The following is a 23684-nucleotide window of genomic DNA, read 5'->3' on the forward strand; positions in this document are numbered from 1 at the left end:
CCTCACACCGCCGGCACGAACGTGTCGATCAGGCGCACCTGGAGCCACTGGACGGAGTCGTCCCACCACCCCGTGACCATCAGGACGCCGACGACGACGAGCATCAAGCCGCCGAGGCGCATGAGCGCGACCTGGTGCCTGCGCATCCACGCGACGGCACCCATCGCCCGGCGGTAGGCCAGCGCGACGACGATGAAGGGCAGCCCCAGCCCCAGGGCGTAGACCCCCGACAGCAGCGCGCCACGCGGCGCCGTCCCGTCGATGAGCGACAGGTTGAGGATGGCGGCCAGGGTCGGGCCGACGCACGGCGTCCACCCGAGCCCGAAGAGGAAGCCGAGCAGCGGCGCCGCCGCCAGGCCGACCGCGGGCACGGCGTGCACACGTACGTCGCGCTGCAGCCACGGCAGCACGCCCGCGAAGACCAGCCCGAGCACGATCGTCACCACACCGAGCACGACGCTGATCTCCCGCTGCCAGTCCACGAGCCACGCGCCGGCCGCCCCGAAGAGGCTGCCCAGCAGCATGAAGACCGAGGCGAAGCCGAGCACGAAGAGGATCGAGCCGGCCAGCATCCGGCCGCGCCTCGCCTGGCCGAGGTCGGCAGCGGAGAGGCCGGTCGTGTAGGAGAGGTAGCCGGGCAGCAGCGGGATCACGCACGGCGAGAAGAACGACACCAGCCCGGCCAGCAGGGCCACGGGGAGGGCGAGCACGAGGGTGCCCGACGAGGCCTGCTCGGCGAACCAGTCACCCATCGGTCGATCCCGCCGCGTCCTCGACGACGTCGACCAGGGTTTGCGCGGACGGCAGACCACCCGGGATGGTGGCCGCGACCCGGCCCTCCGCGTCGAGCACGATCGTGGCGGGGACCGTCGCGATGGCCAGCTGGGGGAAGGCCAGCGCCGCCTCACCCGTGGGCGAGTAGAAGGACGGGAACGTGATGCCCGCTCGGCGTTCATAGCTGAGCGCCTGGGCGGTCGAGGTGTCGCGCGAGTTGATCCCGACGAACTCGGCGACACCCTCCAGCTCCTCCTCGGCCTCGAGGAGGTCCGGCGTCTCGATCCGGCACGCGGCGCACCACGAGCCCCAGACGTTCACCACGACCGGCTTGCCGCGGTAGTCGGCGAGGTCGAGGGGCTGGCCCTCGAGGTCCTCGCCCTCGAGCACGATGGGCTCGCCACGGTCGACGGCAGCCACCTGGGTCACGCGGCCGTCGCCGCTGACGTACCCCTTGTCGCCGGTGCCCTCGAACGTCGAGCACCCGGTCAGCACGAGCGCGCACGCGAGGCCGGCGACAGCGCGTCTGGAGCCCCTGAGGCCTTTCATGTCGGCTTCTTCTCGTCGGGTGCGCCACCCGCCGAGAAGGGAGCCGACGCTTCCGCTCGCGGCAGCATGTCGCCGGCGGGCTCGGAGTAGGTGACCTTGACCAGCCGGGGCCGCTCGACCGGGCCGTCGAAGTGCAGCGAGGTCAGCGAGCACAGGGAGCACTGGCGCTTGCGGGGGTCGTGCAGGAACGGCCGCCCCTCGGCCGACAGCCGGGTCACCCAGATCGGCAGCTGGTGGCTGACCACGACCGCCTCGCTGTCCGGTCCGGACTTCAGGGCCTCGGCGCGCGCGTCGAGCACGGCCGCCCGCATCCGCGCCGACACCTGCTTGTAGGGCTCCCCCCAGCTCGGCCGGAACGGGTTGTAGAGGTAGCGCCAGGTGCGCGGGTCCAGCAGCGTCAGCGGACCGTTGCTGAAGGTCCGGCCCTCGAAGCAGTTCTCCGACTCGATGACCCGCTCGTCGACCACCGGCTCGAGGCCGCGCGCGGCAGCCAGCGGCGCCGCGGTCTCGCGGACCCGCTCGAGCGGGGAGATGCGCAGGTGCACGATGTCGCGGTCGCCGATCGTGTCGGCGACCCGCTGAGCCATCGCCTTGCCGCGCTCGGAGAGGTGGAAGCCGGGCCGCCGTCCGTAGAGCACGCCCTCGGGGTTGTGCACCTCGCCGTGCCGCAGCAGGTGGACGATGGTCACCGCGCCTCCCCCCCGGCAGCCGCAGCCGCGCGGGCGGCGCAGGGCAGCGCGGCGAGCACGGTCTCCACGGCGGCGTCGTCGTGGGCGGACGACACGAACCACGCCTCGTACGCCGACGGCGGGAGGTAGACCCCCGCGTCGAGCATCGCGTGGAAGAACGCCGCGAACGCCGCGGTGTCCTGCGTCGACGCGTCCGCGAAGTCGCGGACGGGCTGACCGGTGAAGAAGACCGAGAACATCGTGCCCGCGCTCTGCACGACGTGGGGGACGCCCGCCTGCGTGAGCGCCTCGGCGGCGGCGAGACGGATCGCGTCGCCGACCTTGGTCAGGTGCTCGTAGACGCCCTCGTCGGCGAGCCGCAGCGTGGTGAGACCGGCGGTGGCGGCGACGGGGTTCCCGCTCAAGGTGCCGGCCTGGTAGACCGGCCCGTCGGGCGCCAGCATCGCCATCACGTCGGCGCGGCCGCCGAACGCCGCGGCCGGGAAGCCGCCGCCCATCACCTTGCCGAAGGTCATCAGGTCCGGAGCCCACCCCTCGGCCGCGCCGTCGAGGCCCCAGTAGCCCTGGCGCGACGCCCGGAAGCCGGTCATCACCTCGTCGGACACGAAGAGCGCGCCGTGGGCGCGGCAGGTCTCGGCGAGGAACCCGTTGAAGCCCGGCTCCGGCGGGACCACGCCCATGTTGCCGGGCGCGGCCTCGGTGATCAGGCAGGCGATCCGGTCGCCGTGCTGGGCGAACGCGGCCTCGACGGCCGACCGGTCGTTGTAGGGCAGCACGACGGTGAGCGCCGCGGCGGACTCGGGTACGCCGGGCGTACCGGGGACCGCCAGCGTCGCGAGCCCCGACCCGGCCGCAGCGAGCAGCGGGTCGACGTGGCCGTGGTAGCAGCCGGCGAACTTCACCACGACGTCGCGACCGGTGAAGCCCCGCGCCAGCCGGATCGCCGACATGGTGGCCTCGGTGCCGCTGGAGACCAGCCGCACCTGCTCGACAGGGGTGCGGCCCACGATCTCCTCGGCGAGCTCGACCTCGGGCTCGGTCGGAGTGCCGTAGGACGTGCCGCGCGCGACCGCCGCCACGACCGCCGCCTGCACCTCCGGGTGCGCGTGGCCGAGCAGCATCGGGCCCCACGAGCCGACCAGGTCGACGTACTCCTGCCCGTCGACGTCGGTCAACCGGGCCCCGCTCCCGGAGGCCATGAAGCGGGGCGTGCCCCCGACCGCGTTGAACGCGCGCACCGGGGAGTTCACGCCTCCCGGCGTCACTGCGCGGGCGCGCGCGAGCAGGGCGGTCGAGCGCGGCGACGCGTCTGCGGAGCCGGCACGGGCGTCGGCTGGAGTCACCCGGACATTGTGACCGAGGCACCTGAGAGCAGCTCGCCCGGTCCCATCCGGAAGTGGGGTCCGTCACGGATTCCAGGTGTGAACGTAACCACGAGTGGGAACATGCGTTGTACCAGGCAGTCGGGTCGACCCACTGACGTGGGCCATGGGAGCGGCCTCCTGAAGTCACGGGAGGACGACCCGATCCTGGGGAGGACCTCATGACGCACCGTTGGACGAACGCAGCGAAGGCCGCCGTGCTGGCGCCCCTCGCCGCACTGTCGCTCGCCTGGACCGCGGCCGTCGTCACGACGGAGACCTCGAGCCCCGCGGCCGGCTCGGCGGAATCGTCCGAGCCCGGCACGCTGCCCGATGGATCCACGGTGCCCGCCGAGGCCATCGAAGCTCCGGCGAGCATGTCGTGGGGGCATGCGATGGGTGCTGGTTCGGCTGCCCAGGCGATCGCCTCGGCCTCGACCAACGCCATCCCGTCGGCCGCGCTGGCGGCGTACCAACGCGCGGAGGCGATCATCAACAGCGCCGACCCGTCGTGCCACCTGCCCTGGCAGCTGGTCGCCGCCGTCGGCCGCGTGGAGTCCGACCACGGCCGGTACGGCGGCAACTCGCTCGACGACCAGGGTGAAGCGACCCCGGGCATCTTCGGTCCCCGGCTCGACGGCCGCCCCGGGACCCGCGCGATCAGCGACACCGACGCGGGCGAGCTCGACCGTGACCGGCGCTTCGACCGCGCGGTCGGACCGATGCAGTTCATCCCGTCGACATGGTCCGTGGTCGGCGTGGACGCCGACGGCGACGGCGTGCGCAACCCGCAGGACATCGACGACGCCGCGCTCGCCAGCGCGGTCTACCTCTGCTCCGGGCAGGACGACCTGTCCACGGACAGCGGCCAACGCGCCTCGGTCTTCCGCTACAACCACAGCCGGGAGTACGTCGACCTCGTGATCGCGATCATGACGGCGTACCTCCAAGGCGACTACACCGCCGTGCCCAACAGCACCGTGGCGGGCGGCTACCTCACCCCCCTCGCGCCCGGCGAGCAGCCGCGCGACGGGGCTGGTGGCGGTGGTGGCGGCCCGAAGGAGCCCGGCGACCTCGACGGCGGACCCGACGGGCCGGGCCCCAGCCCGGCCCCGTCGGACGGACCGACCGCCGGACCCGCTCCTGCTCCCACGGGCGGCCCGACCGGCGGCCCTACGGGCGGGCCCGCCCCTGACCCCTCCGAGCCGGTCCCGGACCCGACCACTCCGGCGGCCCCGCTCCCGAGCCCGACCGTGCCGGTGCCGTCGGTGCCGCTGCCGTCACTGCCGGTGCCGACCCCGACGGTCATCACCGAGGTCGAGGCGATCGCGCAGTGCCTCGCCCAAGGGCTGATCGACAACCCGCTGGACCCCAACGACCTGTTCGACCAGTGCGTGGCGGACCTGCTCAACCCCTAGTTGAGTTGGCTGGAATGGCCCCTTGAGTTGGCCCGAAGGGCCCCCTCTAGGGGCCGAAGGGCCCCCTCTGGGGGCCGTTCGGGCCAACTCAAGGGGCCATTTCGGCCAACTCAACGAGTCTGCAGGAGCCGAGCCGCTTCAGCAGCCCAGTACGTCAGCACGATGTCGGCGCCGGCCCGCCTGATCGAGGTGAGCGTCTCCAGGATCGCCGCCTCGCGGTCGATCCAGCCGTGGGCGGCGGCAGCCTCGAGCATGGAGTACTCACCCGAGACGTTGTATGCCGCCACGGGGACGTCGACGGCGTCGCGGACCCGGCGTACGACGTCGAGGTAGCCGAGGGCCGGCTTCACCATCACGATGTCGGCGCCCTGCTCCACGTCGAGGAGTGCCTCGCGCACGCCTTCGAGGCCGTTGGCGGGATCCTGCTGGTAGGTGCGCCGGTCGCCGACCAGCGAGGACGCGACGGCCTCGCGGAAGGGGCCGAAGAAGGCGGAGGCGTACTTGGCGGAGTAGGCGAGGATCCCGACCTCGCTGTGGCCGGCCGCGTCGAGGGCGTCGCGCACGACACCCACCTGGCCGTCCATCATGCCGCTGGGTCCGACCATGGTCACGCCGGCCTCGGCCTGCGCGACACCCATCGCGGCGTACACCTCGAGGGTGGCGTCGTTGTCGACGCGACCTTCTGCGTCGAGCACCCCGCAGTGGCCGTGGTCGGTGAACTCGTCCAGGCACAGGTCGCTGATGACCGGCAGGGCATCGCCGACCTCGGCCACGACGTCGGCGATCGCGACGTTGAGGATGCCGTCGGGGTCGATGCCACCGGACCCGGTCGCGTCCTTGTGCGTCGGGACCCCGAAGAGCACCACCCCGCCCAGTCCGAGCTCGGCGGCCTCCGCGGCCGCTTTCACCAGCGACGAGCGGGTGTGCTGGACGACGCCCGGCATCGACGAGATCGGCTGCGGCTCGCTGGCGCCTTCACTCACGAACACCGGCAGCACCAGCTGCCGCGCCTCGAGCGAGGTCTCCGCGACCAGTCGCCGCAGCGCCGGCGTACGCCGCAGCCGACGAGGACGCTCCAGTGGGCCGCCCACGACGGCTACTTCGAGGAGACGCGGCGGCGAGCGGCGGGCTTGCGCTCCGACGGCTTCGTCACCGGCTCGCCGGCCTCGATCATCGCGAGCCGGCGGGCGGCGCCGAACTCGGCGAGCGCGTCGACCAGCACGTCGACGTCCGGCTGCGAGGCCATGACGTCGACCCGCAGGCCGTGCTCCTCGGCCGTCTTGGCCGTGGCCGGGCCGATGACCGCGATCACCGTCGACGGGTGCGGCTTGCCGGCGATGCCGACGAGGTTGCGCACCGTCGAGGACGACGTGAAGACGACCGCGTCGAACTTGCCGGACTTGATCGCGTCGCGCACGGGTGCGGGCGGCGGGGTGGCGCGGACCGTGCGGTACGCCGTCACGTCGTCGCACTCCCAGCCGAGGTCGATCAGCCCGGCGACCAGCGTCTCGGTCGCGATGTCGGCGCGCGGCAGGAACACGCGGTTGATCGGGTCGAGCACCTCGTCGAACTCGGGCCACACCTCGAGCAACCCGGCCGCGGACTGCTCGCCGTCGGGCACCAGGTCGGCACGCAGGCCCCAGGCCGCGATGGCTGCGGCGGTCTTGTCGCCGACGGCAGCGATCTTGAGGCCGGAGAACGCGCGGGCGTCGAGACCGTACTCCTCGAACTTCTCGCGCACCGCCTTGACCGCGTTGACCGAGGTGAAGGCGATCCACTCGTAGCGACCCTCGACGAGGCCGCGCACGGCCTTGTCCATCTGCAGCGGGTTGCGCGGCGGCTCGACCGAGATGGTCGGCACCTCCTCGGGCACCGCGCCGAAGCCGCGCAGCCCGGACGAGAGCGAGCCGGCCTGCTCCTTGGTGCGCGGCACCAGCACGCGCCAGCCGAAGAGCGGCTTGGTCTCGAACCACGACAGCGCGTCGCGCATGCCGACCACGTCGCCCACGACGACGACGGCAGGCGGCGCGATCTTGGCGGCGCGCACGTCAGCGGCGACGTGGGCGAGCGAGGTCACCAGGGTCTGCTGGTCGGTGGTCGTGCCGACGCGGGTCACGGCGACGGGCGTCTCGGGCGAGCGGCCCGCGTCGATCAGCGCCTTGGCCGTCTCGCCGATGGAGCCGACCGCTGACAGCAGCACCAGCGTGGGAGTGTCGATGTGGTGGGACCAGTCGACCTTCTCGCGGCAGGAGACGACCGCGACCGCGCGGTTGTCCTTGGAGGTGAGCGGGATGCCGGCGTACGCCGGGACCGCGTTGACCGACGAGATGCCGGGGACGATCTCCAGACCCAGGCCGGCCTTCACGCACGCCTGCGCCTCCTCGGGCCCCGAGGCGTAGAGGAACGGGTCACCGGCCATCAGCCGGACCAGGCGCTTGCCCTTCTTGGCCTCACGGACCACGACCTTGGCGCGGGCGGCGTGGGTGAGCGGCTGCCCGTCCTCGCCGAAGCCGCCGTCGATCAGGGTGGGTGCGTCCTCGCCGGCCAGGCGCTCCGGCCCGAGGACCGTGCGCAGCAGCTCTTCGTGGCCGGGGACCTCGGTGACCACCACCTCGGCCTCGCGCAGCAGCTCGACGGCCCGGACGGTGAGCAGGCCCGGGTCGCCAGGCCCGCTGCCGACGAAGGCGACCCAACCCCGTGAGGTGGTGCCGAGCGTGCGGGTCTTCCCCGACCGGCTCGACGAGCCGGACGGCGTGGGGGCGTTGGCAGGGGTGTTGCGTCGCGTCATGCGTGCAGCTGCTTTCTCGATGGACTCGTCATGGGGATGGCCATGAGTTCGGCGGCGCCGTCGTCGAGCATCAGCTCTGCGAGGCGGGTCCCGACGCCGTGGGCGTCGCCGGTGGGACCAGAGATCGATTGGCGGACCGAGAGTCCGCCGTCCAGGGTGAGCACGATGGCGCGGACCCACAGCTCGTCACCGTCGTCGCCCTCGACGACCTCGGCGAGCGCCCCCACGGGAGCGCTGCAACCGGCCTCGAGCACGGCGAGCACGGCGCGCTCGGCCTCGACGGCCGCGCGGGTGCGCGCGTCGTCGAGCGGCGCCAGGAGCTGCACCAGAGGGTGGTCCGTGCGGCACTCGACCGCGAGGGCCCCCTGGCCGGGTGCGGGCAGCATCTGGAGCGGGTCCATGACCTCGGTGATCGCGTCGAGCCGGCCGAGCCGGGCCAGCCCCGCGCGCGCCAGGAAGACCGCGTCGACGCCGCCCTCCTCGGCGGGGGCACCCACCTTGCCGAGCCGCGTGCCGACGTTGCCACGGATCCCGACGACCTCGAGCCCGAGACCGAGGGCGTGCAGCTGCGCGGCTCGCCTCGGTGAGCCGGTGCCGACGGTGCTGCCGGCCGGCAGCTCGCCCAGGGTGAGCCCGTCGCGGGCGACGACCACGTCGCGGGGGTCCTCGCGCAGCGGGATCGCAGCGATGGTGAGACCGGGGGCGGGCGCGGTCGGCAGGTCCTTGAGGGAGTGCACGGCGAGGTCGACCCGGCCGTCGAGCAGGGCGTCGCGCAGCGCGCCGACGAAGACCCCGGCACCGCCGAAGCTCGTCAGTGCGGCCCCGCTGGTGTCGCCCTCGGTGGTCACCTCGACCAGCTCGACGTCACGACCGGTGTGGCGGCGTACGGCGTCGGCGACCAGCTCGCTCTGGGTGCGGGCCAGAGCCGAGGCGCGGGTGCCCAAGCGGATGGCGGTGCGGTCGGAAGGAACAGTCATGGCCGCTCCTCGGTGACGTTGGCCCGGGTGACGGCGTCGACCGCCTCGGGGTCCAGCGAGAACAGTTCGGCCAGCGCGGTGGCGTAGGAGACGCCGTCCTGCGCGTCGGCGAGCTCCTTGACCCGCACCGTCGGCTGGTGCAGCAGCTTGTCGGCCACCCGGCGCACGGTCTGGAGGAGCTCCGCGCGCACCGCCGGGTCCAGCTCGGGCAGTCGGGAGTCCAGCCGCTCGACCTCGGCGTCGACGACCGACGTGGCCATCGAGCGCAGGGCGACGACGGTGGGCGTCACGCTGGCCTGGCGGCGCGCGGACGCGAACGCCGTGACCTCCTCGGCGACGATCCGGCGAACACCCTCGATGGCGTCCTCGCTGGCACCCTCGCTGACAGTCTCGTCGGCACTCTCGTCGGCACTCTCGTTGGCATGGGAGCGCTGCTCGGCCAGCATCGTCAGGTCGACCAGCGTCACGCCGGCGACGTCGCGAACGGTCGGCTCGACGTCGTGCGGCAGAGCCAGGTCGACGACCAGCAGGCCCTGGTCCGCCGGCCGGCCCGAGAGCGCCGTCTCGACCATGTCGCGGGTGACCAGCAGGCCGGTCGCTCCGGTGCAGGTGATGATGACGTCCGCGTCGCCCAAGGCGTCGGGGAGGTCGGCGAGCGCGACCGCGACCGCACCGTGCTCGGCGGCGAGCCGGTCGGCTGCCTCCGGCGACCGGTTGGCGACGGTCACCCGGGCCGCACCGAACCGGGCCACGGTCGCCGTCGCCAGCGCGGCCATGGAGCCCGCTCCCACGACGAGGACGCGCCTGCCGCGCACGAGCTCGGCGGGGTCGGCAGCATCACCGGACAGCGACAGGGCCGCCTGGACCATCGAGGGCGCCGAGTGGTCGATGTCGGTCTCGGCGTGCGCGCGCTTGCCGACCCTGAGGGCCTGCTGGAAGAGGGAGTTGAGCGCCGGACCGACCGTGCCGAGCTCCTGGCCCAGGCGCAGGGCGTCGCGGGTCTGACCGAGGATCTGGGCCTCGCCGACGGCCATCGAGTCGAGGCCGGACGCCACGTGGAAGAGGTGCGCGACCGCGCTCTCGTCGTAGTGGACGTAGAGGTGCGGCACGAGGGCACCGCTCGACTCGCCGGACCGCTCGACGAGCAACCGGGAGACCTCCTCGATCGAGCCGTGGAACCGGTCGACCTCGGCGTACACCTCGAGCCGGTTGCAGGTCGCGACCACGGTCGCCTCGGTGACGTGCTCGGCAGCGGCCGCGTCGGTCGCGAGCTTGACCATGCCGTCGGCGTCGAGCGCGAGGCGCTCGAGGACGGCGACGGGGGCGGTCTTGTGGCTGACTCCGACGACCAGGACGCTCACGCGGCACCCCCTCGAGCAGTGCTCCCCTGCTCCACGGACTCGGGCACCACGGACGGGACCACGGCGTCGGCCCCGTTGGCCTTGCGCTGCTCGTGGTAGGCGAGGATCTGCAGCTCGATCGAGAGGTCGACCTTGCGCACGTCGACGTCGTCGGGCACGGCCAGCACGATCGGCGCGAAGTTGAGGATGCTGCGGATGCCGCAGGCGACCATCCGGTCGGCGACGTCCTGGGCCGCCGCGGCGGGCGTCGCGATGACCCCGATGGCGACCCCGTGCTCGCGCACCATCCGGTCGAGGTCGTCGAAGGGGCGTACGTCGACACCCGCGACGGTCTCGCCGTGGCGGTGCTCGTCGGCGTCGAGCAGGGCGACCACCCGGAAGCCGCGACTGCGGAAGCCGGAGAAGTTGGCCAGGGCGTGACCGAGGTTGCCGATGCCGACGATCACGACGGGCCAGTCCTGGGTCACCCCGATCTGGCGCGCGATCTGGTAGCGGAGGTACTCGACGTCGTACCCGACCCCGCGGGTGCCGTAGCTCCCGAGGTAGGAGAGGTCCTTGCGGAGCTTGGCGGAGTTGACCCCGGCGGCCGTCGCCAGCTCCTCCGACGAGCACGTGGTCGTGCCCTGGTCGGCCAACGTGACCAGCGCCCGCAAGTAGACGGGGAGTCGCGCGACCGTGGCCTCGGGGATGTCCCGGGCACCGTCGGTGGAGGTCCGTGTGGTCACAGCTCGCTCTCTAACCGGGACCCGGCTGAGGGACGTGCCCCCCTGGGTGTGCGGCTGAGTGTGCCGCTTGTGTGCCGGACCCGGCCGGGCCACTTTAAGAGCCTTGTGAACGCGGGAACAAATCGGCTGCCGCGCCGACCGTGGGCAAGCCCTAGCACACGTGAGGTTTCGCACGGCGCGGGGGTCGCCGCCGGCGGGGGTCCCGGCTAGCCGCGCGTTGCTCCACCACCGAGGGCAGCGCGCAGTCGGGCCTCGTCGACCCGCCAGAAGTCGTGGCGCCTGCCGTCGACGAAGGTCACCGGGATCTCGTCGGCGTACGCCGCCAACAGCTCGTCGTCCTCGTCGACCGAGACCTCGTCGTAGGACTCCCCCAGGTCCGCGCACACGCGCGCGATCACCTCGCGAGCGGCGTCGCAGAGATGACAACCCTCGCGGCCGACCAGCCGCACGCGGGCCGCCTTCCCGGCGGCGCTCACTGGTGCTCGCCCAGCAGCTCGAGGGCCCGGCGCCGCTCGAGTCCGCGCAGCCGTCCCTTCTGCACCTTGCCGGTCACCGACAGCGGCAGGGTCTCGACGACCTCGATGCGTGCCGGCTGCTTGAAGCGGGCCAGTCGCTGCGCGCACGCGTCGCGCACGAGCGCCTCGGCCGCTCCGGCGTCGAGGCCCGGCGCGACGACGTACGCCACGACCGCCTCGCCGGTGTCCTCGTCCGGGACACCGATCACCGCGGCCTCGGTCACCTCGGGCAGCGAGGCGATCACGTCCTCGACCTCGTGGGGATAGACGTTGAAGCCCGAGACCAGGACGAGCTCCTTGAGACGATCGACGAGGAACAGGTCGCCGTCCTCGTCGAGGAGACCGACGTCGCCGGTGGCCCACCAACCATCGGCATCAGGGCCGCCGTCGGCGTCTGGCCAGTAGCCCTCGAAGAGGTTGGGACCGCGCAGCTGGATCTCGCCAGGGTCGTCGCCCTCGACGGTGACGCCACGCTCGTCGACCAGGCGCAGCTCCATGCCGTCAGGGCCGCCGAGGACGGCGCCGACCGAGCCGGGCTTCGGCGAGGCGCTGTGCAGGGTGCTGGTCACCACCGGAGCGGCCTCGGTGAGGCCGTACCCCTGGTGGACCGGGAGGCCGGTCGCCTGCTCGAACTGGTCGACGACCTCACGCGGGAGCGGAGCGGACCCGGACAGCACGAGGCGTACGCCGGCCAACCGCTCACGCAGGTCCGGCAGCGCCAGCCACGGCCGGAAGACCGCCGGCGCCACCGGCACCATCGTGCAGCCGCGGGCCGCCACCAGGTCGAGGGTGCCGACCGGGTCGAAGCGACGCTGGACGACCAGCGTCGCCGCGTGCCGGACGACGCCGCCGAGCACCGCGTTGAGCCCGTAGACGTGGAACAGCGGCAGCACGCCGAGGATGACGTCGTCCGTGTGGATCATCGGCGGCTCGACGCGCGCGACCTGGTCGATGTTGGCCAGCAACGCGCGGTGGGTGAGCATCGCCGCGCGCGGTCGGCCGCTCACGCCGCTGGTGTAGAGCAGCACCGCCAGCTTGTCGGGGTCCGGCAGCGGCGGAGCCGGGCGCGGCTCGTCCGCGCGCAACGCCGCGAAGGGCCGCTCGCCCTCCTCGGGCGGTCCGTCGAGGACGACCAGCTCGGTGCGCGGCGGGACCCGGTCGTGGAGATCGGCGTCGAAGAGCTCCATCGCCCCCGCCACGCCGGCCAGGGCCGCCTCGATGGTCCGCAAGCCGTAGCGCGCGGCGTGGATGGAGTCCTCGTCGGCCAGGAGCAGCCGAGCACCGGAGTCGACGACCATGCGGGCCAGCTCGGCCGCGGTCGCGTGCGGGTTCACGGGCACGGCGACCGCCTGGGCGCGCAGCACGCCGAGGTACGCCGTCACGAGCTCGACTCTGTTGCCCAGGGCGAGCACCACGCGATGCCCCCCGAGCACGCCCGCTTGGGCCAGACCGGTCGCGAGCCGGTCCACCTCGTCCTCGAGCTCGGCCCAGGTCAGCGACCGGCCGTCCTCGTCGACGACCGCCGTCCGACCGGGCGCCTCGAGGGCCGCGCGGGTCACCAGCTGGGCGACGTCGTCCATCCCTCGAGGGTAATGAGGGAGGCGACACACCATGGGCACAACCCCGGATCTCCGGTGGTCGGCCAGCGAGCCGCAGACCCGGTGGTCGAGCAGCGAGCCGGCGAGCGGCCAGTCGAGACCACCCGCCGACTACCCTGCCCCTGTGACCCCGCAGCGCCGGAAGGCACCGAGCCGCCCGCTCGACCTGCGCCAGCGCTCGGCCCTCGCCGGCGAGGCCGCGGCCGCGAACGCGGAGGTCGAGGAGGCGCTCGGTTACCCGGCCGACCCGACCTCGGCCGCGTTCTTCGACGTCGACAACACGCTGATGCAGGGCGCCAGCATCTTCCACCTGGCACGAGGCCTGCACCGCCGCGAGTTCTTCACGACCCGCCAGATCCTCGGCGCCGCCTGGAAGCAGGCGTACTTCCGGGTCGTGGGGGTCGAGGACCCCGCGCACGTCGCCGACGCCCGCAGCTCCGCGCTGAGCTTCATCGCCGGGCACACGGTCGAGGAGCTGGAGGCGCTGGGTCGTGAGATCTTCGACGAGGCCATGGCTCACAGGATCTGGCCGGGCACGCGAGCCCTGGCGCAGCTGCACCTCGACCAGGGCCAGCGGGTGTGGCTGGTCACCGCGGCCCCGATCGAGATCGCCCGGGTCATCGCGCAGCGGCTCGGGCTGACGGGCGCCATGGGCACGGTCGCCGAGCACGTCGACGGGGTCTACACCGGTCGGCTGGTGGGCGACATGCTGCACGGTCCCGCCAAGGCCGAGGCGGTGCGCGCGCTCGCCGAGCGGGAGGGGCTCGACCTGGCCCGCTGCTCGGCGTACTCCGACTCGTTCAACGACCTGCCGATGCTCTCGATGGTCGGCGACGCCTGCGCGATCAACCCCGACGCGCGCCTGCGTGGGCACGCCCGGGCGCACGGCTGGCGGATCCGCGACTACCGCACCGGGCGCAAGGCCGCGCGTGCGGGCGTCTTCGCGGCCGGCGTCGCGGGTGCCGTGAGCGGCGCCGTGGCCGCCGGGGTGGCGCTGCGTGGGCGTCGCCACCCGGCCTGAGCGGTCTCTGCGCCGCGCTTCCCAGCGGACGTACGACCGCTGTCCTGTTCGCCTGACGGAGCGGACTTCACCCCTAAGTGTGGGATCGCCCGCGTGGTTGGCCGACGAAAAGTTACTGATCGGTTCCCTCCAGAGGGCTACCGCTTTAATCTGGACACTTGTCCCAGACGTGGGACCTCGGAGGGACGCACCACATGGACAGGCTCGGGAAGGACGACCTCACGCACGGCTTCGACGCCTTGCGCGCGGCCGTGCTTGCCGTCCTCTCCCCCCTTCCGGTGGCGGCACCCGCCTCCGGCCCGGCCCTCGATCGTCTCCTCATGTCCGAGGTCGCGGCCACGGCCGACCCGGGCGGGGCCCACGGCGGCGGCTTCGGGGACGGCGAGCTGGCGACCTCGTCGGAGGAGTCGGAGGAGGAGCGGTCCCGGCTGATCGCCCTGGTCGAGCTGGCCCGCACCGGCGACAAGGAGGCGTTCGGACTCCTCTACGACCACTACCACGTGTCGGTGCACCGCTTCCTCTACTACCGGACCCGCTCGCAGACCCTGGCCGACGACCTCACGTCGGAGACCTTCTTCAAGGCCCTGCGCAGCATGAACAACTTCCGCTGGCAGGGTCGGGACTTCGGTGCCTGGCTGATGACGATCGCCCGCAACCTGGCCACCGACCACTTCAAGGCCGGCCGGACCCGGCTCGAGCTGGTCACCGAGGACATGAGCCAGCACGACGACGCCACCGAGGGGCCTGAGACCGCGGTGCTCGCGTCGCTGACCAACGAGGCGCTCATGCAGGCCCTGACCGAGCTGCCCGACGAGCAGCGCGACTGCCTCATCATGCGGTTCCTCCAAGGCATGAGCATCGCCGAGACCGCCGCCGTGCTCGGCCGCTCGGACGGTGCCGTCAAGCAGCTCCAGCTCCGCGGCGTACGCAACCTGGCCAAGCTGATCCCCGAGGGGCTGCGCTGATGGGACGCCCAGAGCCCTGTCCGGTCGGCCTGCTGCGCACTTCAGTGGTCTGGACCGCCCGTAACCCGACCTGGCAAGTCCTCGTTGCCCCCTGTGGACCCGGACGCTCGGGGTCCGGGGGGCACACCATGACGGGACTTCGCTGATGGCATCCGTTTTCGCGTCACGCGCGAACGAGTTCGCCGCGCTGGTCGATGGCACATCGACCAGCGGGCTGGATCGTCATGCCCGCCTGCTCGACGTCGTCGGCCAGCTGCAGGTCGTCGCGACGGAGCACGCCCCGGCCCCGAGACCGGAGTTCGTCGCCGACCTCCGCGAGCGACTGCTCGCGGAGGCCGAGACGGTCCTGCTGCCGCTGAGCGACGACACCCGCCGCCAGGTCGTCGCCGAGGACCGGCTGCGCCTGCCGGGCTCGGCACGGCGTACGACGCGGGAACGGCGGCTAGCACTCGGCGTCGGCTCGCTGGCCCTGCTCACCAGCGCCGCGACGATCACCGTGGGCTCTCAGGTGGCGCTGCCCGGTGACACGCTCTATCCCATCAAGCGAGGGCTCGAGGGGATCAGCACGACCCTCGCCGTCGGCGACGGCGAGACCGGGGAGCGGCTGCTCGCCCACGCCACGGAGCGGCTCGACGAGACACAGGGCCTCACCCGCCGCGCGGAGGTGGACGCGGACGCCACCGAGAGGTCGCTGCGCGACTTCACCAGCCAGGCCCAGGACGGCGCCGTCCTGATGACCGAGTCGTACGCCGACACCCGCGACGAGTCGCGGATCTCCGACCTGCGCGACTTCACCGGCGACAGCATGGAGCGGCTGGCAGAGCTCGAGCCTGCGGTGCCCGACGAGGCGCGCGACGAGCTGGTGGCGGCGGCCGCCGCCGTCGTGCAGATCGACGACGACGCCCGCAACACCTGCCCGCAGTGCGGCGGGCGCGGCGTCACCTCGCTGCCGATCAGCCTCATCTCGTCCTCGGTCCCGACCGGGGCTCTCGGTGACCTCGGGCTCGAGGGCAGCGGCGACGCCACCGGCAACGGCGGTCCGGACATCCCGGGGACGATCGTCCCGACCGACGTACCCACCGACCTGCCGACGCTGCTCCCGACCGCGGCGCCGACCCCCACGGGTGGCGTTCCGTCCGGCGCGCCGACAAGTGGTCTTCCGTCGCCGGCGCTGCCCACGGCGAGCCAGACACCGAAGCTGCCCCTCCCGACCGCGCTGCCGACCCTGCTGCCGACCGCGCTCCCGACGCTGCCCACCCTGGTCCCGAGCTCGCTGCTCACCCCGCTCGACCCGATCACGTCGGCCATCCCGCTGGACCCGATCACCTCGGTCCTCCCGCTGGACCCGATCACCTCGGTCCTCCCGCTGGACCCGATCACGTCGATCCTTCCGCTCCCGCTGGGTCAGAGCGTCCCCGACGACCTCGGCTCGCCCAGCCCCACCCCGCTGCCGTAGCGGCGCGGCGATCCTGCGCCCGAAGAATCAGCCGAAGACCGACTCGCGCCCCATCAGCAGGTTGTAGAGGGTCTGCTGGATCGTCTCGCGGACCTGGTCGGTGACGTTGAAGACCAGCATGGGGTCCTCGGCGGCGGAGTCCTCGAGCTCGTCGGTGCGGATCGGCTCGCCGAACTCCAGCAGCCACTTGGACGGCAGCGGGACCAGGCCGAGCGGACCGAGCCAAGGGAAGAACGGGGTGATGGGGACGTACGGCACGCCGAGCAGCCGCGCCAGCGCGGGCATGTTGCCGACCAGGGGATAGATCTCCTCGGCGCCGACGACCGAGAGCGGCACGATGGGTACGCCGGTGCGCAGCGCGGCCGACACGAAGCCGCCGCGGCCGAACCGCTGCAGCTTGTAGCGCTCGGAGAAGGGCTTCCCGATGCCCTTGAAACCTTCAGGCCAGACGCCGACCAGCTCGCCGCTGCTCAGCATCCGCTCGGCGTCCTCGTTGCACGCGAGGGTCGCGCCGGTCTTGCGGGCGAGCTGGCTGACCACCGGCATCCGGAAGACCAGATCAGCACCGAGCGGGCGCAGGTGCCGGCCGGTGTGCTCGTAGACGGTCGACATGGTCATCAAGCCGTCCATCGGGAAGGTGCCCGAGTGGTTGGACACCACCAGCGCGCCGCCCTCGCCCGGGATGTTGTCCAGGCCGCGCACCTCGATGCGGAACCACTTCTCGGCGATCGGCTTGAGCGCGGCCATGACGAAGCGGTCGGTCACCTCGGCGTCGAAGCCGTACTCGTCGACGACGTAGTCGCCGGTGATCCGCCGGCGGACGAACGCGAGCAGCCGCGCCAGCCCGGCCTGCCAGTCGTCGCCGAAGACCTCGCGGGCGCCGGCCTCGATCGCAGCCAGCCAGTCACCGACGGGGATCCCGTCGGTCGCGCCGCGGTCGTGGGTCGTCGAGGCCGGCCGCTGGCCAACGGGCTCGAACAGCGGCTCGGCCGCAGGCTCGGCGACCGGGGGCTCGGCGACCGAGTGCTGATTGACGGGCGTCTGGGTGATGGGCGCTGGGCGCGGCTTGCGCGGCGGCGGCGGCTTGCGGGCCGGCTTCTCCTTCGCGACGGGAGCCGGCGCGGCCTTCGCGGCCGGACGCGGTGCGGCAAGGTTGCGCGCCGACGACGAGGGCCGGGCCTTGCCGGTGCCGCGGCCCGGGCGACCACGCGTCCCGATGGGGATGATCTCGGCGTCAGCCACCCGAGACACCTCCGCCCGGCAGCCGCTGGGCGAGCCCGGCGAGGACCTGCTCGCGCAGACCCGCCGCAGGCCGCAGGTCGCGGCCGAAGTCCTCGAAGGCCCCCGCCGTGGTGTACGCCGGCGTGAACCCGAGCTCCTCGCGCATCCGGGTCGTGTCGACCCCGCGGCCGAAGGTCAGGAAGCCGAGCTGCTCGGGCGAGAAGTCCGCCGCGCGCGCCTGCCGCAGCGTCGAGGCGATGCCGCCGACCGCGAAGGCCGGCAGCGGCACCGTCGGCCGCCGCAACCGGCGCAGGGCCTGCGACAGCATCATCACCCCGTCACCTGCGACGTTGAAGGTCCCGCCGACCTCCGTGACGACCGCGTGGGTCATCACGTCGATCAGGTCGCGCTCGTGCAGGAACTGCAGGCGCGGGTCGAACCCGGCCACCGTCGGGACGACGGGAAGCCGGAAGTAGGAGGTCAGCGGGCTGGAGACGTGCGGCCCGATCACGTTGGCTGCCCGGAGGGTGGTGACGCGGACGTCGGGGCGCCGGCGGGCGAAGCCGCGGACGTAGCCCTCGATCTCGTAGACGTCCTTGGCGTAGCCCGATCGGGGCACCCGCTTGGGGCCCATCTCCTCGGTGAACATCGCGGGGTCGCGGGGCCCGGCGCCGTACACCGTGGTCGTCGACTTCACCACGAGGCGCCGCAGGCCGGGTGCGCGCTGCGCGGCCGCGAGGAGCTGCATCGTCCCGATGACGTTGAGCTCTTTCATCGTGCCGCGGCCGCCGGCGCTGCCGGGGGTCGCGATGACGCTCATGTGGACGACGGTGTCGACGTCCTCCATCGCGATCACCTTGGCGATCACGGGGTTGCGGATGTCTGCGCGGTGGAACCGGAAGCCTTCGATGTCACCCCGGGGCGGCACCACGTCGACGCCGACCACACGGTCGACGTCGGGGTGCTCGGCCACCGAGCGGGCGAAGCGGCGGGCGATGTCGCGAGACACGCCCGTGACGAGGACGACGCTGCCCATGCTCGCCCGCCTCAGCCCGAAACCAGCCGGCCCGGAACAGGCCTACTTACCGAGCTTGCGACGCTGCACCCGCGTCTTCTTCAGCAGCTTGCGGTGCTTCTTCTTGGCCATGCGCTTGCGACGCTTCTTGATGACGGAACCCACGGACTACCTCTCACAGACGATCGTTGGCGCCGGGCCGAGTCAGGACAGCCTGCAGAAGAGCAGGCGCCGTAGCCGGGCGCGACCCGGACAGCCTACTGCCCGGTCACCGAGCGCCAGAATCCGTGGCTCGCGGTGGATCCGACGGGCACTAGCCAGCGGAGTAGAAGCTCTTGCGGAGGTATTCCTGCACGTCGTCCTCCGTCACCCGGAAGGACCGGCCCACGCGCAGTGCGGGCAGCTCGCCGCCATGCACCAGGCGGTAGACGGTCATCTTGGACACGCGCATCATCGTCGCGACCTCGGCGACGGTCAGGAACTTGACGTCGGAGATGTCGCCCGGGCCGGAGCCCTGCGAGTCGAACGGGGTGGCTGCCATGGCTGCACCGATTCCTTCTCGTGCACGCCACCGGCTTCCCCACCGATGACCAACATGCACGCCATTCGTGAGAATAGAGCCTTGTGTGACGCATGGGGAAGGGGATGCGAAACAAAGTCCCTCGAATTGCGGCGTGTCGGGTTGATTTACGCTCATTCACGTCCGCTCGGCACCGGCTGCGTGGTCGTCACGCGCGCGCCGCAGGCCCCACCAGCCCCCGTGGGGGCGACTGTACGTCGCTCGCGGTCAGACGGGAATCCCGGGCTCGAGGAGTTCCAGACCACCCGTCACGGCATCGGGTCGAGCCCGTGCAACGGGAAGACCGCCGCCCGCGTGGCCAGCACGGCCTGGTCCAGGCGCGACTCGGGGTCGTAGCCGTCCTCCCAGTCGCGCCAGGCCGGCGTACGCCCGTCGGTGAGCCGCGAGGGTGCCGACCAACCGGTGATTGCCTCGACGTGCTCGCGCCAGGCCGCGGGGACGCGAGTCTCGGGGTCGAGGGGGCGGCCCGCCACGATCGCCAGGAGGTGCACCCACGCGCGCGGGACGACCTCGACGAGGGCGTAGCCGCCACCACCGGTGGCCACCCACCGCCCGCCGCAGACCTCGTGGGCGAGGTCGTGCAAGGCGAGATAGCTCGCCCGCTGGCCGTCGACGGACAGCATCAGGTGCGCCAGGGGGTCGTCCATGTGGGAGTCGCAGCCGTGCTGGGTGACCAGGACCTGGGGCTCGAAGGCGCGCACGACCTGGGGTACGACGGCGTGGAAAGCACGCAGCCAGCCGGCGTCGCCGGTGCCCGACGGGAGGGCGAGGTTGACCGCCGTGCCGTCGGCACCCGGCCCGCCGGTGTCGGTCGGGAAGCCCGTGCCCGGGAAGAGCGCCTGGCCGGTCTCGTGCACGGAGATCGTGAGCACCCTCGGGTCGTCCCAGAAGATCTGCTCGACGCCGTCGCCGTGGTGGACGTCGACGTCGACGTACGCGACCCGCTCGACGCCGTCGTCCAGCAGCGCCTGGATGCCGAGCGCGACGTCGTTGTAGACGCAGAAGCCGCTGGACCTGTCGCGCATGGCGTGGTGCAGGCCACCGGTGATGCTCACCGAGTGCAGGCTCTCGCCGCTCCCGACCTGACGCGCGGCCTCCAGGGTGGCGCCGACGACGTGCGCGGCCGCGTGGTGCATGCCTGCGAAGACGGGGTTGTCGCTGCTGCCGAGCCCGCGACCGAGGCACTCCGCGTCGAGGTTGCCGGGGTCGGCGCCCGCCCGACTCACCGCGGCGACCAGGCCCTCGTCGTGGACGCGGGTCAGCTGCTCGTCGGTGGCGACGGGGGGCTCGACGAGCCGGAGGCCGCCGTCCCCGAGCAGGCCGAGCTGCTCGGCCAGCCGCATGGTGAGGTCGACCCGCATCGGCGACATGGGGTGGGTGGGCCCGAAGTCGTACTCGGTGAGGCTGGCGTCGAAGACCGCTGTCGCCGGTCCCGCACACGCGTCACCAGCACCTCCCCTGTCCTGGGCCATGACTCGGAGGCTACCCGTGACGCCACCGATGCCGAATGGCACACTGGTCACGTGCACGGACTCCGGACGTCCCAGTGGTGGCCCGCCTGACGGCGGACCCCGTTCGAGCACACCTTTCGAATCCACGGCCGCCTTCGGGCGGCCGTCGTGCTTCCTGCCCCTTTCCGGGGCGGCACGGGCCCGCTCGTACGGCGGCTCCGACACCTCCAGGAGCACGACATGACCAGCATCCCCACCAGCAGGGCCCTCTCCCTCCTCAAGCCGACCGGGCACCTGACGCTCGGCAACCTCCTCGGCGCACTGCGTCCGATGGCCGCCGCCCAGCATCGCGACTGCTTCTTCGGCATCGCCGACCTGCACGCGATGACCGTCGCGCACGACCCTGCGCGGTTGCGCGCGCTCTCGACCGAGATGGCCACCCTGCTCCTCGCCGTCGGCCTCGAGGACAGCACGCTGTTCGTGCAGAGCCGGGTCCCGGCGCACTGCGAGCTGGCGTACCTGCTCGAGTGCACGGCGTACACCGGCGAGCTGAACCGGATGATCCAGTTCAAGGAGAAGGGTCGGGGCGTCGACAGCACGCGGGTCTCGCTCTACACCTATCCGACGCTGATGGCGGCGGACATCCTGCTCTACCGGCCCGAGCAGGTGCCCGTCGGTGACGACCAGCGCCAGCACGTCGAGCTGACCCGCGACCTGGCGCTGCGGTTCAACAGGACCTACGGACCCGTCTTCACGGTGCCGGAGATCAACACCCCGCCGGCCGGCGCCCGGGTGATGTCGTTGTCTGACCCGACGTCGAAGATGGGCAAGACGGGCGGCGACGACGCCGGCACGATCTTCCTGCTCGACCCGCCCGACGTCGTACGCCGCAAGGTGTCCCGGGCCGTCACCGACTCCGACACCGGGGCCGACGCGGTGCGGGCCGATCGTGCGGGGAAGCCCGGCGTGACCAACCTGCTGGAGATCCTCGCGGCGTGCGGGGGGTCCGCCGACGGGCTGACGACGTACGGCGCACTCAAGGCCGCCGTCACCGACGCGGTCGTGGCCGAGCTGGAGCCGCTGCAGAAGCGGTACGACGAGCTGGCGGCCGACGCGGCACACGTCTCCTCGGTGTACGACGCCGGCGCGGCCCGTTGCCGCGAGGTCACCGCACCCGTCCTCCAGGCCGCGCGCGCGGGGGTAGGGCTGGTGTGAGGTCAGGGCGACCAGACCCAGACCTCGCTCTCCGTGCGCTACCGGAAGCCTGGCGGCGCCCAGAACCAGGCCTCGGGCCCGGCCGGAGCCTCGTGGCCCGCGTCGGCGTCCACGCCGCCGAAGACGAACAACCGGCCGTCGGCCCAGGTGCCGGCGAGCTCGGAGTCCAGGCGCGAGTCGGGCCGCCCGATCTCCGTCCAGTCACCGTCGCGGTCGTCGACGAACCAGCCGCCGACGACGTCGAGAGGTCCGTCGTGGGCCGAGAGCCTCCAGGCGTCGTCCGCGGCCGAGAGGTCGCGCGCCACGTCGAGCGCCGCCCACTGCTGAGTGGCCGGGTCGAACGTGCCGCCGTTCGGGTACCAGCGCCCCCAGCCGTTGACCTCGCCCCCGTCGGCACCCGTCGAGTCGTGCAGCACCAGCTGCTCACCGTTCCAGTGCGAGAACCCCGACAGCTGTCCCGTCGTCGAGCGCTGCCAGCCGCCCTCCACGGGGACGTCGACGACAGTGAGCGCAGGCTCGTCCGGCGCCACGTCGTAGTCGACACCGACCACGACCGGACCCGCGTCTGTAGGGATGACCCGGGCGTCATCCATCGGGTTCGCGGGACGGTAGTCGCGCTCGACGATCACCTCCCCGGTCGCGGGGTCCCACGAGAGCACCCGGTCGCCGTCCAGCGCCCAGAGCCGCTCGCCGTCGCTGGAGAGCGAGCTGACGAACGCCGGGCCGGGCGACGAAGGGGTCGACCACTCGTCCGCGGCGGGGTCGTAGACGATCCACGCTTCGTGGGACCAGTCGTAGAACACCAGCCGTCCCGCGACGAACGCGTGGGACGCCCCGCCGGCGTCGTACAGCCCGCGCGGCGCGTCGGCGATCGTCCGCCACTCGCCGGTGTCGGGGTCGTACGCCGCCCCGTCGCTGGCCAGGTCGTCGGGGTCAGGAGCCGGGCATTCCGCGTTCGGCGGGCAGACGAAACCCTCGTTGCCGCCGACGACCAGCACCTCCGCTCCGGTCCAGGCGACGAGCGGCCACGTCCGCGCGGACAACGGCGGGGCGTCGACACGCGTCCACGCGCCCTCGGTCGCGACGGGACCCGAGCCGGCGGTCCCTGTGCCGCATCCGGCAAGCAGGACACTGACGATCGCGAGGGTCGCCGCCGTACGTCTCACCCGAGTGGGACGCGCCGGGGCCTCGTCAGGATCCCTCGGCCAGCTCGCGCGAGCGGTCCCGCGCGGCCTCCATCGCGGCCAGGAAGGCCGCGCGCACCTTGTGGATCTCGAGCTCGCGAAGGGCAGCCGCGGTCGTACCGGCCGGAGACGTCACCTGCTCGCGCAGCACGACCGGGTGCGTCCCGGTCTCGCGCAGCATCTTGGCCGAGCCGACGACGGTCTGGACGACCAGGTCGGTGGCGGTGGCGCGCGGCAGGCCGAGGTGGACGCCGGCCTCGATCATCGACTCGACGACGAAGAAGATGTACGCCGGCCCCGAGCCGGAGATCGCGGTGACCGCGTCCTGCTGCCGCTCGGGGATCCGCAGCACCTTGCCCACCGAGGCCATCAGGCCCTCGGCCTCGGCCAGGTGGGCGTCGTCGCAGTGGGAGCCCGGCGAGATCGCGGTCATGCCCTCGTCCACGAGAGCCGGCGTGTTGGGCATCACGCGCACGACGGCGACGCCCTCGGGCACCCGCGACTCGATGAAGGCGGTGGTGATGCCCGCCGCGATCGAGACCAGCAGCTGTCCGGGCCGGAGCACCGGGGCGATCTCGTCGAGCAGGTCGCCCATGTCCTGCGGCTTCACCACGAGGGCCACCGTGTCCGCCTTGGTGGCCGCCTCGACGTTGGAGACCACGGCGACGCCGTACCGCTCCACGAGCTCGGCCGCCCGGTCGGCACGCTTCTCGCCCACGAGCAGGTTGTCGACCCGGCGACCCGCGCGCACCAGGCCCGACAGCAGCGTCTCGCCCATCACGCCGGCGCCGATGATGGCGGTCTGGTTGCTGGTCATGTCG

General features: G+C 72.7%; 23 protein-coding genes. 5 read left to right on the forward strand and 18 right to left on the reverse strand.

The annotated features are described in order from the left end of the window. Positions 1 to 2: 2 nt before the first annotated feature. Genes ABD295_RS17430 through hemL form a run of 4 tightly spaced genes read right to left on the reverse strand, consistent with a single transcriptional unit; the run spans position 3 to position 3355 of the window. Positions 3 to 752 carry a cytochrome c biogenesis CcdA family protein gene (locus tag ABD295_RS17430; RefSeq protein ID WP_344305079.1) on the reverse strand — a complete coding sequence of 250 codons (750 nt, stop codon included), beginning with the start codon at positions 750 to 752 and terminating at the stop codon, positions 3 to 5. Beyond that, positions 745 to 1323 carry a TlpA family protein disulfide reductase gene (locus ABD295_RS17435; protein WP_344305080.1) on the reverse strand — a complete coding sequence of 193 codons (579 nt, stop codon included), beginning with the start codon at positions 1321 to 1323 and terminating at the stop codon, positions 745 to 747. The genes ABD295_RS17430 and ABD295_RS17435 overlap by 8 nt, the downstream gene beginning before the upstream one ends. After that, the gene (locus ABD295_RS17440) at positions 1320 to 2012 is read right to left on the reverse strand and encodes a histidine phosphatase family protein (protein ID WP_425574110.1); all 693 of its coding nucleotides are present in this window, start codon (positions 2010 to 2012) and stop codon (positions 1320 to 1322) included. The genes ABD295_RS17435 and ABD295_RS17440 overlap by 4 nt, the downstream gene beginning before the upstream one ends. Next, positions 2009 to 3355 (reverse strand): glutamate-1-semialdehyde 2,1-aminomutase, encoded by a 1347-nt coding sequence (gene hemL, locus ABD295_RS17445; protein WP_344305081.1) that lies wholly within the window; start codon positions 3353 to 3355, stop codon positions 2009 to 2011. The genes ABD295_RS17440 and hemL overlap by 4 nt, the downstream gene beginning before the upstream one ends. Before the next feature lie 200 nt (positions 3356 to 3555). On the opposite strand from hemL, the gene ABD295_RS17450 reads away from it, so the two are divergent. Continuing rightward, positions 3556 to 4791 carry a lytic transglycosylase domain-containing protein gene (locus ABD295_RS17450; protein ID WP_344305082.1) on the forward strand — a complete coding sequence of 412 codons (1236 nt, stop codon included), beginning with the start codon at positions 3556 to 3558 and terminating at the stop codon, positions 4789 to 4791. Positions 4792 to 4901: 110 nt separating this feature from the next. Here ABD295_RS17450 and hemB read toward each other — a convergent pair whose 3' ends face one another. The 7 genes from hemB to ABD295_RS17485 form a co-directional block, all read right to left on the reverse strand. Further along, positions 4902 to 5882, reverse strand: a complete 981-nt coding sequence (gene hemB / locus ABD295_RS17455) for a porphobilinogen synthase (RefSeq protein ID WP_344305083.1) — start codon at positions 5880 to 5882, stop codon at positions 4902 to 4904. 5 nt (positions 5883 to 5887) lie between these two features. After that, a complete protein-coding gene (locus ABD295_RS17460) occupies positions 5888 to 7579 on the reverse strand; it encodes a bifunctional uroporphyrinogen-III C-methyltransferase/uroporphyrinogen-III synthase (RefSeq protein WP_344305084.1) in 1692 nt (563 codons plus the stop codon). After that, positions 7576 to 8556 carry a hydroxymethylbilane synthase gene (gene hemC, locus ABD295_RS17465; RefSeq protein ID WP_344305085.1) on the reverse strand — a complete coding sequence of 327 codons (981 nt, stop codon included), beginning with the start codon at positions 8554 to 8556 and terminating at the stop codon, positions 7576 to 7578. The genes ABD295_RS17460 and hemC overlap by 4 nt, the downstream gene beginning before the upstream one ends. Beyond that, a complete protein-coding gene (locus tag ABD295_RS17470; RefSeq protein WP_344305086.1) occupies positions 8553 to 9917 on the reverse strand; it encodes a glutamyl-tRNA reductase in 1365 nt (454 codons plus the stop codon). The genes hemC and ABD295_RS17470 overlap by 4 nt, the downstream gene beginning before the upstream one ends. Then, positions 9914 to 10642: a redox-sensing transcriptional repressor Rex gene (locus ABD295_RS17475; protein WP_344305087.1), complete on the reverse strand. Its 729-nt coding sequence runs from the start codon at positions 10640 to 10642 to the stop codon at positions 9914 to 9916. Before ABD295_RS17475 ends, ABD295_RS17470 begins: the two co-directional genes overlap by 4 nt. Before the next feature lie 206 nt (positions 10643 to 10848). Then, a complete protein-coding gene (locus tag ABD295_RS17480) occupies positions 10849 to 11118 on the reverse strand; it encodes a glutaredoxin family protein (protein WP_344305088.1) in 270 nt (89 codons plus the stop codon). Continuing rightward, positions 11115 to 12737 (reverse strand): class I adenylate-forming enzyme family protein, encoded by a 1623-nt coding sequence (locus ABD295_RS17485; protein WP_344305089.1) that lies wholly within the window; start codon positions 12735 to 12737, stop codon positions 11115 to 11117. Before ABD295_RS17485 ends, ABD295_RS17480 begins: the two co-directional genes overlap by 4 nt. Positions 12738 to 12879: 142 nt before the next feature. On the opposite strand from ABD295_RS17485, the gene ABD295_RS17490 reads away from it, so the two are divergent. From ABD295_RS17490 to ABD295_RS17500, 3 genes are all read left to right on the forward strand, one after another. Continuing rightward, a complete protein-coding gene (locus ABD295_RS17490; protein ID WP_344305090.1) occupies positions 12880 to 13776 on the forward strand; it encodes an HAD family hydrolase in 897 nt (298 codons plus the stop codon). A gap of 194 nt (positions 13777 to 13970) precedes the next feature. Next, positions 13971 to 14741: a sigma-70 family RNA polymerase sigma factor gene (locus tag ABD295_RS17495; RefSeq protein ID WP_344305091.1), complete on the forward strand. Its 771-nt coding sequence runs from the start codon at positions 13971 to 13973 to the stop codon at positions 14739 to 14741. Positions 14742 to 14886: 145 nt separating this feature from the next. Further along, the gene (locus ABD295_RS17500; RefSeq protein WP_344305092.1) at positions 14887 to 16197 is read left to right on the forward strand and encodes a DUF5667 domain-containing protein; all 1311 of its coding nucleotides are present in this window, start codon (positions 14887 to 14889) and stop codon (positions 16195 to 16197) included. Positions 16198 to 16224: 27 nt separating this feature from the next. On the opposite strand, the gene ABD295_RS17505 is transcribed toward ABD295_RS17500, so the two are convergent. The 5 genes from ABD295_RS17505 to ABD295_RS17525 form a co-directional block, all read right to left on the reverse strand. After that, complete coding sequence (locus ABD295_RS17505) at positions 16225 to 17439, reverse strand: lysophospholipid acyltransferase family protein (RefSeq protein WP_344305093.1); 1215 nt, start codon at positions 17437 to 17439, stop codon at positions 16225 to 16227. Next, positions 17432 to 18454, reverse strand: a complete 1023-nt coding sequence (locus tag ABD295_RS17510; RefSeq protein WP_344305094.1) for an NAD-dependent epimerase/dehydratase family protein — start codon at positions 18452 to 18454, stop codon at positions 17432 to 17434. Before ABD295_RS17510 ends, ABD295_RS17505 begins: the two co-directional genes overlap by 8 nt. Before the next feature lie 42 nt (positions 18455 to 18496). Next, a complete protein-coding gene (locus ABD295_RS17515; protein WP_008356322.1) occupies positions 18497 to 18598 on the reverse strand; it encodes a 30S ribosomal protein bS22 in 102 nt (33 codons plus the stop codon). Positions 18599 to 18746: 148 nt separating this feature from the next. Next, positions 18747 to 18974, reverse strand: coding sequence for a helix-turn-helix domain-containing protein (locus ABD295_RS17520; protein WP_344305095.1), 228 nt, complete (start codon positions 18972 to 18974; stop codon positions 18747 to 18749). Between the two features lie 287 nt (positions 18975 to 19261). Next, positions 19262 to 20485: an acetoin utilization protein AcuC gene (locus ABD295_RS17525; RefSeq protein WP_344305096.1), complete on the reverse strand. Its 1224-nt coding sequence runs from the start codon at positions 20483 to 20485 to the stop codon at positions 19262 to 19264. A gap of 219 nt (positions 20486 to 20704) precedes the next feature. On the opposite strand from ABD295_RS17525, the gene trpS reads away from it, so the two are divergent. Then, on the forward strand, positions 20705 to 21679 hold the full coding sequence (gene trpS, locus ABD295_RS17530) for a tryptophan--tRNA ligase (protein WP_344305097.1): 975 nt from the start codon (positions 20705 to 20707) through the stop codon (positions 21677 to 21679). A gap of 38 nt (positions 21680 to 21717) precedes the next feature. Here trpS and ABD295_RS17535 read toward each other — a convergent pair whose 3' ends face one another. Next, positions 21718 to 22845, reverse strand: coding sequence for a Kelch repeat-containing protein (locus tag ABD295_RS17535; protein WP_344305098.1), 1128 nt, complete (start codon positions 22843 to 22845; stop codon positions 21718 to 21720). Between the two features lie 25 nt (positions 22846 to 22870). Beyond that, entirely contained in the window at positions 22871 to 23680 is an 810-nt protein-coding gene (proC, locus tag ABD295_RS17540) for a pyrroline-5-carboxylate reductase (protein WP_344305099.1), read from the reverse strand. Positions 23681 to 23684 lie beyond the last annotated feature (4 nt).

Source organism: Nocardioides bigeumensis (assembly GCF_039531755.1).
GTDB lineage: Bacteria > Actinomycetota > Actinomycetes > Propionibacteriales > Nocardioidaceae > Nocardioides > Nocardioides bigeumensis.

Coding starts and splice junctions, on each gene's coding strand:
- ABD295_RS17430 (WP_344305079.1), bottom strand. CDS start 752: ATGGGTGACTGGTTCGCCGAGCAGGCCTCGTCGGGCACCCTCGTGCTC.
- ABD295_RS17435 (WP_344305080.1), bottom strand. CDS start 1,323: ATGAAAGGCCTCAGGGGCTCCAGACGCGCTGTCGCCGGCCTCGCGTGC.
- ABD295_RS17450 (WP_344305082.1), top strand. CDS start 3,556: ATGACGCACCGTTGGACGAACGCAGCGAAGGCCGCCGTGCTGGCGCCC.
- ABD295_RS17460 (WP_344305084.1), bottom strand. CDS start 7,579: ATGACGCGACGCAACACCCCTGCCAACGCCCCCACGCCGTCCGGCTCG.
- hemC (WP_344305085.1), bottom strand. CDS start 8,556: ATGACTGTTCCTTCCGACCGCACCGCCATCCGCTTGGGCACCCGCGCC.
- ABD295_RS17485 (WP_344305089.1), bottom strand. CDS start 12,737: ATGGACGACGTCGCCCAGCTGGTGACCCGCGCGGCCCTCGAGGCGCCC.
- ABD295_RS17495 (WP_344305091.1), top strand. CDS start 13,971: ATGGACAGGCTCGGGAAGGACGACCTCACGCACGGCTTCGACGCCTTG.
- ABD295_RS17500 (WP_344305092.1), top strand. CDS start 14,887: ATGGCATCCGTTTTCGCGTCACGCGCGAACGAGTTCGCCGCGCTGGTC.
- ABD295_RS17510 (WP_344305094.1), bottom strand. CDS start 18,454: ATGGGCAGCGTCGTCCTCGTCACGGGCGTGTCTCGCGACATCGCCCGC.
- ABD295_RS17520 (WP_344305095.1), bottom strand. CDS start 18,974: ATGGCAGCCACCCCGTTCGACTCGCAGGGCTCCGGCCCGGGCGACATC.
- ABD295_RS17525 (WP_344305096.1), bottom strand. CDS start 20,485: ATGGCCCAGGACAGGGGAGGTGCTGGTGACGCGTGTGCGGGACCGGCG.
- trpS (WP_344305097.1), top strand. CDS start 20,705: ATGACCAGCATCCCCACCAGCAGGGCCCTCTCCCTCCTCAAGCCGACC.
- proC (WP_344305099.1), bottom strand. CDS start 23,680: ATGACCAGCAACCAGACCGCCATCATCGGCGCCGGCGTGATGGGCGAG.